This window comes from Pseudomonas sp. KB_15, from assembly GCF_052114525.1.
Classification (GTDB): Bacteria; Pseudomonadota; Gammaproteobacteria; order Pseudomonadales; family Pseudomonadaceae; genus Aquipseudomonas.
The window spans coordinates 1-12,857 of sequence record NZ_JBFREX010000033.1 but is presented as its reverse complement, the minus strand read 5'-3'; the positions used below and the strand labels follow the sequence as shown (position 1 = coordinate 12,857).

Below are 12,857 nucleotides of genomic sequence, written 5' to 3'. Positions count from 1 at the left end.
ATGGAGACAGGTATCTATCGCTTCCCCTTGATACTGACTACGGAAAGATAAGCACCCCAAAGACCACCACATACGGCAAGTATCAGCTCCGGATTGAAAATGTTCTGGTCGACCGGCGCCACCACGATTTCGCTATAAAGGCACAAGGCACCCGCGATCAACGCCATAAAGTAACCGGTCCGGGTTCTAGTCCGGCGCAGCAAAAGAACCTTTTTCAGACCCTCTTCTTTCCATTCTTGAAGGGGCATGCTTTGGATCTCTTCCAGCAGCACCACACCCCACAGCAACGCACACAACCAATAACCTATCATCATGATGTCCTCCAGTTAGAACATTGACTCAATATGAATGCAGCGCGCACTACGCGCTCAACTTGCGAATATCGATTCCAGAGTCTTTTCCGACTCGTGCAATTTGCCCTGATACATAGCCTGAAGCAGGTGAGAAGGTTCGAGCGGCTGGTAACAGGGACTTGGCTAAACGCTCCAGCATGCGGCACATGGCGGCAAGTTCATGGATCTTGTCGTAGGAGGCGTAGGCTCCCGCTTTTGTAAAGTACTTCCAATGTCTCGGACCAGCGCGATTGCTGACCACGATGACTTTTGTCAGCGGATACTCAGCTGCAACCACACGCAATACTTCCATGCCATTACCGTCGCCGAGGTTGACGTCCAGCAAGACGATATCGGGTGGTTCACGCCGGATGGCGGCGATGGCGGTTGATGAGCGGTGGAATGCCCCGGCAAGTGACAGGCCCGCGATCCGCGGTGACACCGTGCACCACAGCGCTCGCACGACGTTCGAGTCCTCAATGACAAACAGGCGCAAAGGGCCTGAGTCTCTGGTTGGTATCAGTGCAGTCAATGGTTCTGTGTTGGTGACCTGCATGACTTGACCTCTCTTTTTTGACATCGCAGTGCAAGACGCTGACGAAGACAACTTCATTCAGCGGACGAAATCTTGCAGAGAGGTCAGTATGCTTAAGTGGAACCGCCCCCACTATCGACGTTAGCAGGACTTCTTTGTGGTGATATCGGCCAAGAGCTTGTAGTGATTCCACTACAAGCAGGCTGAAACGGGCGACGCTWCGGCGAAGCCGGGCATGTGCTGCGCATCATTCCTGCACAGTTTGTTAAACCGCACCTGAAGTTCAACCAGAACGATTCAATAGTGAAGGATGCCGAAAACGATTGAGTGCCTCGGTAGTGTCGAATGGCAGGGAATTCTAAGTTAACAGGCCGTTTTCCAGTGCATAGCGGGCCAGTTTCGCATTGCTGTCCATTCCTGTTTTTTCCAGGATGCGTGCCCGGTAGGTCGTAACGGTACTCGGGCTCAAGTGCAGTATCTGAGCGATGCGGACAATTCTCTCGCCTGCAGCGAGGAGCTTCAGTACTTCAAGTTCCCGGTCGGATAACGCTTCGTGGGGTGCCGCGTCGCCTCTGCCGATAGAGTTGACCAGTTTTTCTGCCAGTTCAGGACTGACGTGCTTGCCGCCTGAGGCCACCTTGCGAACAGCCGCAACCAGGGTGGCTGCGGAAATGTCCTTGGTGAGGTATCCCGCTGCGCCGTGCTTGATTGCGCGTAACGCATAGGCCTCGACCGAATGCATGCTCAACATCAGAATGGCGAGCTTGGGTTTCTCTGCACGCATGAGCTTGAGGAGTTGCAGGCCAGTCTTGTCGGGCAGCTGAATATCCACCAGCGCCACGTCGAAATCTTGCTCCCGGACCCGAAGCATTGCTTCTTGTGCCGTCTCTGCTTCACCCGTTACGTCGATCTCGCTGGCAGTCTCCAGCATGCGTCGCACGCCGTTACGCACGATGCTGTGATCATCCACCAGCAAGACTCTGATTTTGTGGTCAGTCATCTGTATTTTCCATTCGCACCCGCAAGGCCCTGGCCGTATCGTGTCCCGATGTACAGATGATGTTGAACCCGCCGGCACAGTGGCGCGCGCTCATGTATTCCTACCCTAACCCTGCGGCCAGTGGCCGGCAAGCCATGGAATCTGCCGCAGAGTTTTACGTTAGCAGCCAGGTAGCGCACTTGCACTTTTGCTTCAGGCGTTAGCGGCGCCTAAGCTCTCAGGTGTGTCTGCACGCCCATGGGTAATGCCTTGCGCGCGGCATCTATTTTGACTGGACAGAGACATGGCCACAGTGACGACACCAATCGAAGTTCTCGACATGAAGACGTTGCTGGCAGCGCTGAAGTCGTTGCGCAAAGGTGACTTCACCAAGCGTATGCCGGAAGACTGGACCGGCATGCCGGGCAAGATCGCCGACACGCTCAACGAGATCATCGACATGGCAGCCGACACCACCACCGAATTCGAACGCGTGGCGCGACTGATCGGCAAGCAGGGCAAGGTCGATGAGCGTATCGAATTGCCGATGATGAAAGGTTCATGGCAAAAGATCGTCAACTCGAGCAATGCGCTCACCAGCGACCTCATCAGCCCGATGAACGAGATCATTCGCGTTGTCGGTTCGGTTGCCGAGGGTAATCTGAGCCAGCAAGTCCCCCCGGTACTCGACGGCCTGAAACTGCGGGGCCAGTTCCTCAAATCCGCCGAGATCGTCAACACCATGGTGACGCGACTGGGTTCCTTCGCTTCCGAGGTGACCCGTGTGGCGCGCGAAGTCGGCACTGAAGGGATTCTCGGTGGGCAGGCCAATGTCAAGGGAGTGTCCGGCACCTGGAAAGACCTGACCGACTCCGTCAACGACATGGCCGCCAATTTGACCACCCAGATGCGCAACATCGCTTACGTGACGACTGCTGTGGCCAAAGGCGATCTGGGCAAGACGATCACCGTTGAAGCCAAGGGTGAGATTCTCGAGCTGAAAAACACCATCAACACGATGGTCGGCCAGCTCTCGAGCTTCGCTGCGGAGGTGACCCGCGTGGCTCTGGAGGTCGGTACCGAAGGCAAGTTGGGCGGTCAGGCGGAAGTGCGCGGCGTATCAGGCACCTGGCGCGACCTGACCGAATCGGTCAACGGCATGGCGGCCAACCTGACCACCCAGGTGCGCAACCTCGCACAGGTGACGACGGCAGTGGCGCGCGGTGACCTCGGCAAGAAAATTACCGTTGAAGCCAAGGGCGAGATTCTCGAACTGAAAAACACCATCAACACGATGGTCGACCAGCTCTCCAGCTTCGCCTCGGAGGTGACACGCGTCGCGCTGGAAGTCGGTACCGAAGGCAAATTGGGCGGACAGGCGGAAGTGACCGGCGTGTCCGGTACCTGGAAGGACTTGACCAATTCCGTCAACGGCATGGCGGCCAACCTGACCACCCAGGTGCKCAACATTGCCGACGTGACGACGGCGGTGGCCAACGGCGACCTGTCGCGCAAGATCACAGCCGAAGCCAAAGGTGAAATTCTGCAACTCAAGGAAACCATCAACACCATGGTGGACCAGCTCTCGACCTTTGCCGACGAAGTGACGCGCATGGCTCGCGAAGTGGGGACTGACGGCAAACTCGGTGGCCAGGCCAAGGTGACGGGCGTCGGTGGAACCTGGAAAGATTTGACCGACTCGGTCAACAGCATGGCAGCCAACCTGACCAATCAGGTGCGCAACATCGCCGACGTGACGACGGCGGTGGCCAAAGGCAACCTGGGGCGCAAGATTACCGTGGAAGCCAAGGGCGAAATCATGGAGCTGAAGAACACCATCAATACCATGGTGGACCAGCTCAACAGCTTTGCCGCCGAAGTGACGCGGGTGGCGCGCGAAGTCGGCACCGAAGGGAAGCTCGGGGGACAGGCACAGGTGCAAGGCGTGTCCGGTACCTGGAGGGATTTGACCGAAAACGTGAACTTCATGGCGGCCAACCTGACCAGCCAGGTGCGAGGCATCGCGAAAGTGGTGACCGCGGTAGCCAACGGCGACATGAAAAAGAAACTGACACTGGAAGCCAAGGGCGAGATCGCCGAACTGGCCGACACCATCAACGGTATGACCGATACGCTGGCGCTGTTCTCCGATCAGGTGACCTCGGTGGCGCGTGAAGTGGGCGTCGAGGGCAAGCTGGGCGGCCAGGCCAACGTGCCGGGTGCTGCCGGCACCTGGCGCGACCTGACCGACAACGTGAACGGTCTGGCGGCCAACCTGACCAATCAGGTGCGCGCAATTGCCGACGTGGCGACTGCCGTGACCAAGGGCGATCTGACTCGTTACGTGGAGGTGGAAGCAAAGGGTGAAGTGGCGGAATTGAAAGACAACGTCAACGAGATGATCCGCAACCTGCGGGAAACCACGCGGCAAAACGCGGAACAGGATTGGCTCAAGACCAATCTCGCGAAATTCACCCGCCTGCTGCAGGGCCAGCGCGATCTGGCGGCAGTCTCCAAGATGGTGCTGTCAGAGCTGGCTCCGTTGATCAACGCCCAGCACGGTGTGTTCTACATGATGAACGAGAGCCCGCCCGATCCTGCGAAACTCAAGCTGCTGTCGGCTTATGCATACAAGGGAAACATCAATGTGAACGATGAGTGGCGGCTCGGCGAGGGCCTGGTCGGGCAATGCGCTTACGAGAAGCAGCGCATCCTGCTGACCGATGTACCCGCAAATTACGTCGCGATTTCATCGGGACTGGGTGCGGCCGCCCCGCTGAATATCATCGTGTTGCCGATCCTGTTCGAGAACAAGGTCAAGGCCGTCGTCGAAATGGCTTCGTTCACGCGCTACAGCATCATTCATCAAACCTTCCTTGATCAGCTTGCTGAATCGATTGGTATCGTGCTCAACACGATCGAAGCCAATATGCGTACCGAAGAACTGCTCAAGCAGTCGCAATCGCTGGCGCAGGAGCTGCAAAGGCAACAAGAGGAATTGCGCCAGACCAACGAAGAACTGGAGGACAAGGCCGGACTGCTGGCGGAGCAGAAAGCCGAAGTCGAGCGCAAGAACCGCGAAGTCGAGATCACCAAGCTGTCGCTGGAGGAGAAGGCAGAGCAGCTGATGCTGACCTCGAAGTACAAGTCCGAATTCCTCTCCAGTATGTCCCATGAGCTCAGAACGCCATTGAACAGCTTGCTGATCCTGGCCCAGCAGCTCAGCGACAACGCGCAACACAATCTCACGCCCAGGCAGGTCCAATATGCCAAGACCATCCGTAGCGCGGGCAAAGACCTGCTGGAGCTGATCGACGAGATTCTCTATCTGTCCAAGATCGAGTCGGGTACGGTCACACTGGATCTGAATGAAGCGCTGTTCGCCGATCTGCACGACCAGATCGAACGCACCTTCCGGCCGGTCGCCGAAAGCCGGGGCCTCACTTTCACGATTGAACTGGCGCCTACCCTGCCCCCCGTCATCTGGACCGACGAGAAGCGCCTGTTGCAGGTGGTGAAGAACCTGTTGTCCAACGCCTTCAAGTTCACTGAACAAGGCAGCGTCAATATCAGCATCGCGCCCGTTACATCCGGGTGGAGCGTGGATCACAGCGAACTGAATCGCGCCGATACGGTGGTCGCCTTCGTGGTCACCGACACCGGCATTGGCGTATCTGCCGGCAAACAGAAGCTCATCTTCGAGGCGTTCCAGCAAGCAGATACCGGAACCTCACGAAAATACGGCGGCACCGGCCTCGGCCTGTCGATCAGCCGCGAGCTCGCACACCGGCTGGGCGGTGAGCTGCGGCTGATCCCCGGTGAGATCGGCAAGGGCAGTACTTTCGCGCTGTACGTGCCCTTGCGTACACAGGATGCCCAGCGTCAGGCGCCAGACGAATCAGCGACAGAGGCAGTACCTGGCCAAGTCAAACGCGACCTCATGTCAGGCCCGTCTGCACAGATACTGGACGACCGCGAGTCTGTCCAGCCCGGGGACCAAGTGCTGCTGATGCTCGAGGGCGACGCCCGTTTCGCCGACATTCTGCTCGAGGCCGCGCGCAAGAAGGGGTTCAGGGCGATCGTCACGACCCGTGGCGCGGATGCACTGGAGCTCGTCGAGCGCTTCAAACCTGCCGCGATCACACTGGACCCGGGCCTGACAGACATCGATGGCTGGTTGCTACTCGAGCAGTTGAAGCGCAATTTCGCCACGCGTCACATCCCGGTCCAGATCATCTCGAGCGCTGACGACCGCACACGCGGGCTGCGCTATGGCGCTTTCGACTATCTGCTCAAGCCGGTCACAGCCGACGAGATTCAAAATGCGCTGGTCGGCATCGTGGCATTCGCACGGCGCAAGACCAGGAGTCTGCTGCTCATCGACGGCGACGAAGGGAACCGTGCCCGCATCCTCGATCTACTCGGTAACACCGACGTGAAGATCACAACGACCGACAGCGGCGCTGAAGCCTTGAAGAAACTGGCAAAGAATCGCTACGACTGCATGGCAATCAATCTCAAACTGCCCGACGCCTCCGGTATCGGGTTTCTGGAGGCGCTGCTGGAAGACCACGCAATGCGTGAATTGCCGATCGTCGTCTATAGTGCAGAAACACTGACCAAGCCGGAACACGAGCGTTTCAGGACACTGCTCGGCAAGGGCGTCATCAAGGCAGTTCAATCCCCCGAGCGCATACTCGACGAAACCGCGCTGTTTCTACACCGCGTCGTAGCCGGGCTGCCGCAGACCCAGCGCAGGATGCTGGAAAAACTCTATGAGGGTTCGGACAGTCTCGAGGGTAAAAAGGCCCTGGTGGTCGACGATGACGTGCGCAATATTTTTGCCCTGACCAGCGTGCTTGAGTGCAACAAAATGCTGGTGGCCACGGCCGAAAACGGCCGAACTGCCATAGAACTGCTGCAGCAGCAGCCCGATACCGACATCGTCCTGATGGACATCATGATGCCCGAGATGGATGGCTTTGAAACCATGCGCCAGATCCGTACATTCAAGAGATTTGAAAACCTGCCCATGATTGCGCTGACGGCCAAGGCGATGATGGGTGACCGTGAAAAGTGCATCGAGGCAGGAGCATCGGACTACGTCAGCAAGCCAGTGGATACCGACCAGTTGCTGTCACTGATGCGCAAATGGCTCTATCGATGAGGCGCTAGCGCAAACCGAAGTGGCATAAATATGCAGCAGGAACCCCCGGTATTCAAAGAGAGAGCCCAGGTGCGGCATCCGCTCCCGCCTGATGGCGTGCCAGCATCAGTGTTGCTGGTGGATGACAATCCCGCCAAGCTGACGGCGCTCGCCGCGGTGATTGCCGACATGGGCCTCGATATTGCCACGGCGACTTCCGGGCGCGAGGCGCTGCGCCTGCTGTTGCAGCGCGACTTCGCCGTCATACTGCTCGACGTGAAAATGCCGGTTATGGACGGCTTTGAAACTGCGGCACTCATTCACGGCCGCCCGAAATCGTCCCATACGCCCATTATCTTCGTCACAGCTGAGGCAGATACGGATTCCGAGCGTTTCCGCGGTTATACGTCCGGCGCAGTGGATTACATCTTCTCGCCGATTGTGGCCGAGGTTCTTCGCGCCAAGATCCGGGTGTTTGTCGACCTGTTCTACCTGCAGCGCAAACTGACGAAGCAAGCAGAAGAATTGCTGCAATCGAAGCTGCAGCTGCGTGAACTGGCCTCCTATCAGGAACACATCAAGGAAGAAGAGCGAAAGCGCATCGCACGCGACATCCATGACGAGCTGGGACAGAGTCTGCTGGCGTTGCGAATCGATGTCTCCATGTTGCAGGCGCGCACCAGCACCATGCACCCCAGGCTCAACGAAAAGGCCAGCGATGCTCTGAATCAACTCGATACAGCCATCCGCAGTGTCCGCAGTATCATCAATGACCTTCGGCCGCCCGTACTCGATCTGGGATTACAGGCAGCGATCGAGTGGCAACTTGAAGAGTTCCGCCAGCGCAGCGCGATCGATTGCACGATATCGGTGAAAGAGCAAAATTTGCGTTGCGATCTGAATGAAAAATCCGCCACGACTCTGTTCCGAATCGTGCAGGAATCGCTGTCGAATATTGCCCGGCACGCACAAGCGACACAGGTTCATATCGAACTCAACAGGGACGGCCGCCGGCTTTACCTGCAGATCAAAGACAATGGCGTAGGCATGACGGATCGCAAAAAATTGAACTCGTTCGGGTTGGTGGGGATGAAGGAACGCATCAGCATGCTGGGCGGGGAATTCACCATCGACAGCGCACCGGACAAAGGAACGAAATTAACGATATCGCTGCCACTCGACTGACCCGGATGGCATCAACACGAGTACAACCATACTGTCTGTAGCCCTGCCATACTGTTCAGTATGACCAGTGCAACCTTCCGCTTCTACGAGGAGCTCAACGACTTCCTGCCGGCCGAACGGCGGCGGCAATCCTTCACCTGCGAGTGCGCGCGAGGGGCGACGGTCAAGCACATGATCGAGGCGCTCGGGGTACCGCATACCGAGGTCGAGCTGGTGTTGCTCAACGGCGAGTCGGCGGGCTTCGAGCGGGTGATCCTCGACAGTGACCGGCTGGCGGTGTATCCCAAGTTCGAAGCGCTGGACATCAGCCCGCTGCTAAAGGTTCGTGCGCAACCTTTACGGGTGTTGCGCTTCGTCGCTGATGCGCACCTGGGCGGGCTGGCCAGCCTGCTGCGCATGAGCGGCTTCGACACCCTCTTTGACAATGGCTTCGAGGATGGCGAGATCGCCGAGATCGCTGCGCAGCAAGGACGCATCGTACTGACCCGCGACCGCGAACTGCTCAAGCGGCGGATCATCAGCCACGGCTGTTATGTACATGCCCTGAAACCGTCGCTGCAGCTGCGCGAATTGTACGAGCGCCTCGACCTGGCGCGTAGCGCGCGGCCATTCAGCCTGTGCCTTCATTGCAACCTGCCGCTGCACGAGATCAGCCCGGAACTGGCTCGGCCGCAAGTGCCGCCACGCATTGGCGTCCTCTATTCGCACTTCCTGCGCTGCGACGCCTGCCAACGGATTTACTGGGAGGGTTCGCACTGGCGCGGCATGTGTGCATTGCTGGCACCTCTGCTGAACCGATAGCCGCGTGCATCGGGCCGGCTGCGTTGCCAGGGATGACCGGCTTTTGCATCAGGCAGATAACGGCCAGAAACGGAAACTCGGAAACTCAACCGTGCACCAGGTAGGCCCCTGGCGGCACCCGATATCGCAGCTTCTTGCATTTGCCGGGTGCGGGCTGATGCCCCGGCGGACGATCAGGAAACCAGATTCGGCATTTACCCGGAGGCGGCAAATGGCCGCGAGGGATCTCAACCTCACCGTACGCGGGCTCTGGCTCTGATTCTGGCTCGACGGAAGCCATTTGCACTTCTCCTTCGGACCGAGGTCTGCCAGCCGTCGGTGAATCCGATATCCGTTCTGCCTTTGCGCGAGCGAAGTTGCCAGCGTCGCGCCCGATGTCCGCAGTGGATTGTTCAGCAACGGCCATGTCTGCTTCGCGGCGCCTTTGGGCCTCCTCCAGCCCCTTCTGTACTGCGACCAGATCTTCCTTGGCATTGGGTGGGGTATTCGAAGCCTGGGCCTGCTGCGCCGCCTGGATCAATTGGAAGTTACGGTTGCGTAATTCGACGTTGCGGCCAACCCGCATGTTCGAGCGCGCCGCCAAGGTTTCAGCCTGCTGGTATTGCCCCTGCTGAAGACGCAACACACCGAGGTAATGCAGCGTCGCCGGATTGTTCGGCTGGATATGCAGGGCACGTTCCAGCGTGGCAGCGGCTTGGTCCAACTGGCCATTTTCATACTGCCGCGAGGCGGTTTCGATCAGGGTGGTTGATGCGCTGTTACTTTGCGAGGGTGCACTTCGCTCGGCAGCAACCGAACAAAGCGACGCGACGGCGCAGAACGCCAGGATGAGACCCGGCAGAAAACTCTTGGTTGGCATCAGGGGACGGACTCGACTGATCTCGGACGGCACTGCCGTAAAACAGACCACAGCGCTGCTCGGCATTTCCGATACAGGGCCGCTATTGACCTGGCCAGCACCCTGAAGTTCCCGCTGCAACCGCAACCGCAACCGCAACCGTAATGCTGTTCAGTTAAGCGAAAATGATCCACTGTAGGAGCGAGCTTGCTCGCGATGGTCGTTAACGATGCCGCGTGTTTACTGACTAAACGCCGCCCGGAGCAAGCTCGCTCCTACAGAATCCTTAACTGAACAGCATTACACCGCAACCGGGACTTTAGATGAGTCGTTCCAGCAGGCAGGCATCGAGCACCACCCCGCACTCCCCCCGCTAGTGCAACACCCGAAAAGGAGACTCCATGGATTCCGAGCGCACCCCCTCGCTCCGGGTGGAGTGACGAGAAAAACACCTCGCACAGACCTCATCGCGGATTCATCCGCGATGGGGCCTGCAATCGCATACCAACGTGCAGCCAGCAGCAAAAGCATCATGTTGACAGGATAAAGTCCGTCTGATCGATACCTGCACTGTTAACACCGACAAGGCGAATAGAGTCCATTCCGATCCCGATCAGCGTGTCCGCCCCGTCAGCCGCAATGCTCACGTTGGCAGCGAACGTCTCGCTGCTGATCCCCAGCCCCGCGATATTGAGCAGGTCCTGCCCTCCGGCCGGATCGACGTCGAAGCCCTGGATCGAGTCATTGCCGAAGCCTGCAGCGGCAAACGCGAAGGTATCGTTGCCGAGGCCGCCGTTGAGCGTATCGTTGCCCAGCCCGCCGAAGAACAGATCGTCACCCGCACCGCCGACCAGTATGTCGTCGGCCATGCCGCCCAGCATCGTGTGGTTTGCCGCCGCTGCATCGTAGGCCAGCTCACTGCCGCTGCCCTCGGCGTTCGCCTGCAAACCCGCCGCTGCGTATTGGCCATTGATCGCGACCTGCGCCACATGTGCACCGTCGTTCACGCTCAGCATGCCGCCAGTGCCTGTGTCATTGGCTGCATAGGTGATATGCGTATTGGCGCCGAACGCAACATCGCCAAAGTCCAGCTTGTCGCCCGTGGTAAAACCGCTGACGCTGCCACTGAACGCTGTCGACACATCAAGCTTGAGCGTGCCTGCCGCGCCGCTGTCGAACGTCACATGCTGATCGGAGGCAGCACCGAACTCCAGCATCGCCGAACCACTGATAGTCGCGCTTCCCGCGCCACTGGCATCTCCGTGGACGGTGATGTTGCCATCGTTCGCCCACAGGCTACCGCTGTTGACGAGCGCGCTTTCAATCACCAATCCGCCGCTGCCGCTGGCTTGCAGCACGCCAGTATTGGTGACGGCGTTGCTACCGGTATCGATCACCAGCGCATTGACGCCGTTGGCATGGATCAGGCCCGAGTTGACCAGCATCAACTGCCCTGCTCCCAACTGGCCGGCACCCGAGAGGGTGTTGTCGGCATTGGTGAGCACCGTGTCCGCGCTGCCACCAAAGATCACGTTGTGCGCGCTGTCGGACAGAACCACTTGCCCGCCACCGCTCAACGTCGCGCCACGGAACAGAATCTCGAGATCGGTCCCGCGGCCGGTAGAGCCGAGCGCTATGGTGCCGCTGTTGTCGATGCGGCCACCAAACGGCATGATCGCGCCGTCGGCAATGGTGATGGTGCCCGTATTGGTCGTGACCGGGTCCACATCGAACAGCAGGTGGGCCCCGCTCAACGCCGCCGCATCCACGCCGTTGACAGTGATCGTCTGGTCGGCACTGATGCTGAGCACGGCATTRCCGTTCGCGTCGTTGGCGATACTCACATCCGCAAAATCGTTGACGCCCGTGAAGCCGATCAAGTCAATTTTGTCCGCCGCCGCGTCGAAGCTGTAAATGACGTTGTTGCCGATCGGCTGGGCGAAGACGAAGGTGTCGGCACCGGACGAGCCGGTCAGGTTGTCGTCGGCGGACAAGGCGAAGATCGGCGTGCCCGGGGCATAGACTTCGACGTTGTTGAACACATAGGCGCTTGCCAGGCTGCCGTCGCTGTTGCTCCAGTGCATGTTGACATCGAGCACCAACGCACCGGCGAAGTCGCTTGGAGTTGTCACAGTCAATGCGGCGGGATCGCTGGTCTGCACTGTCCAGGTGCCGTCGCCGTTATCGGTTCCTGCATTGAACGTCCATCCCGAGGGAACACCGCTGATGGCCACCGTTATTGGGCCGCTGATATTGGTCGACGGAACGTTGAGGGCCAGATTGATGGGGTCGCCAGCCACACCTGCTGGAAGATTTTCGTTAGAGGTGTACGCAACACCCGTATTACCAGCCAAGTCCGTGTAGGTGTTTGCAACGCTGGCTTTTACAGACCCATTGCTGGTTCTGGTGAAGTCCACTGTATAAGTAGTGCCGCTACCGGAGAAGTTGCTGAGGGTTCCGCGGCCTGCGGTGACACTGAAATCACTGATATCGAAGTTAATCACAGCTTCACTGAACGTGATGGTTATTTTGCCGCTGCCGGTGTTCCCTAGCTGTGTCTGTGCCCCTGACGCTGTGAGCACGGTTATGGAAGTCACCGTCGGCGCTACGGTATCAACTGGCGCCTCAACGACGTTCTGCACGTTTACCGTAATCGTCTGCGTGTCGACTCCGCCATTGCCGTCGGCCACCTGAACGTCCACAACGTAGGCGTTGTCGCCGTCGGTGCCACCGATATCCTGGGGATTCTCGTAATCGGGCGCGGAGTTGAACGTCAGCACCCCGCTCGAACTGATCGAGAACTTGCTGAAGTCCGTCCCGGCCGTATTCAGGATCGAGTAGCTCAGCGTCTGCGCCGGCAGATCAGCATCGGTCGCCACCACTGTCGTGACTGCCGTGGTGTTCTCCGCCACGTTGATCGAAGCCGTCGCACCGCCACCGTTGGAGGTGATCACCGGGGAGTTGTCGTTGACGCCCGTCACGGTTACCGCGATCGCCTGGTCGTCAAACAGCGTGCCGTCCGATGCCCGCACAATCACGTC

8 protein-coding genes are annotated in these 12,857 nt (G+C 58.8%); 3 read left to right on the top strand and 5 right to left on the bottom strand.

Annotated elements, in window-relative coordinates:
- Positions 1-14 precede the first annotated feature (14 nt).
- The 3 genes from AB4Z35_RS21705 to AB4Z35_RS21695 form a co-directional block, all read right to left on the bottom strand.
- Positions 15-314, bottom strand: coding sequence for a hypothetical protein (locus AB4Z35_RS21705; RefSeq protein ID WP_442099331.1), 300 nt, complete (start codon positions 312-314; stop codon positions 15-17).
- A gap of 46 nt (positions 315-360) precedes the next feature.
- A complete protein-coding gene (locus AB4Z35_RS21700) occupies positions 361-888 on the bottom strand; it encodes a response regulator (RefSeq protein WP_442099329.1) in 528 nt (175 codons plus the stop codon).
- Between the two features lie 337 nt (positions 889-1,225).
- On the bottom strand, positions 1,226-1,867 hold the full coding sequence (locus AB4Z35_RS21695; RefSeq protein ID WP_442099327.1) for a response regulator: 642 nt from the start codon (positions 1,865-1,867) through the stop codon (positions 1,226-1,228).
- A gap of 283 nt (positions 1,868-2,150) precedes the next feature.
- Here AB4Z35_RS21695 and AB4Z35_RS21690 point away from each other — a divergent pair, with 283 nt between their 5' ends.
- Genes AB4Z35_RS21690 through AB4Z35_RS21680 form a run of 3 tightly spaced genes read left to right on the top strand, consistent with a single transcriptional unit; the run spans position 2,151 to position 8,978 of the window.
- Positions 2,151-7,013 (top strand): response regulator, encoded by a 4,863-nt coding sequence (locus AB4Z35_RS21690; RefSeq protein ID WP_442099325.1) that lies wholly within the window; start codon positions 2,151-2,153, stop codon positions 7,011-7,013.
- 30 nt (positions 7,014-7,043) lie between these two features.
- Positions 7,044-8,177: an ATP-binding response regulator gene (locus tag AB4Z35_RS21685; protein WP_442099323.1), complete on the top strand. Its 1,134-nt coding sequence runs from the start codon at positions 7,044-7,046 to the stop codon at positions 8,175-8,177.
- A 60-nt stretch (positions 8,178-8,237) separates the two neighbouring features.
- A complete protein-coding gene (locus AB4Z35_RS21680) occupies positions 8,238-8,978 on the top strand; it encodes a Mut7-C RNAse domain-containing protein (RefSeq protein WP_007998774.1) in 741 nt (246 codons plus the stop codon).
- An 85-nt stretch (positions 8,979-9,063) separates the two neighbouring features.
- Here the strand turns inward: AB4Z35_RS21680 and AB4Z35_RS21675 are convergent, their stop codons facing one another.
- Positions 9,064-9,837, bottom strand: coding sequence for a tetratricopeptide repeat protein (locus AB4Z35_RS21675; protein WP_442099321.1), 774 nt, complete (start codon positions 9,835-9,837; stop codon positions 9,064-9,066).
- A gap of 509 nt (positions 9,838-10,346) precedes the next feature.
- Positions 10,347-12,857: beta strand repeat-containing protein (locus AB4Z35_RS21670; RefSeq protein ID WP_442099319.1), on the bottom strand; the 2,511-nt coding region annotated here is incomplete at its 5' end.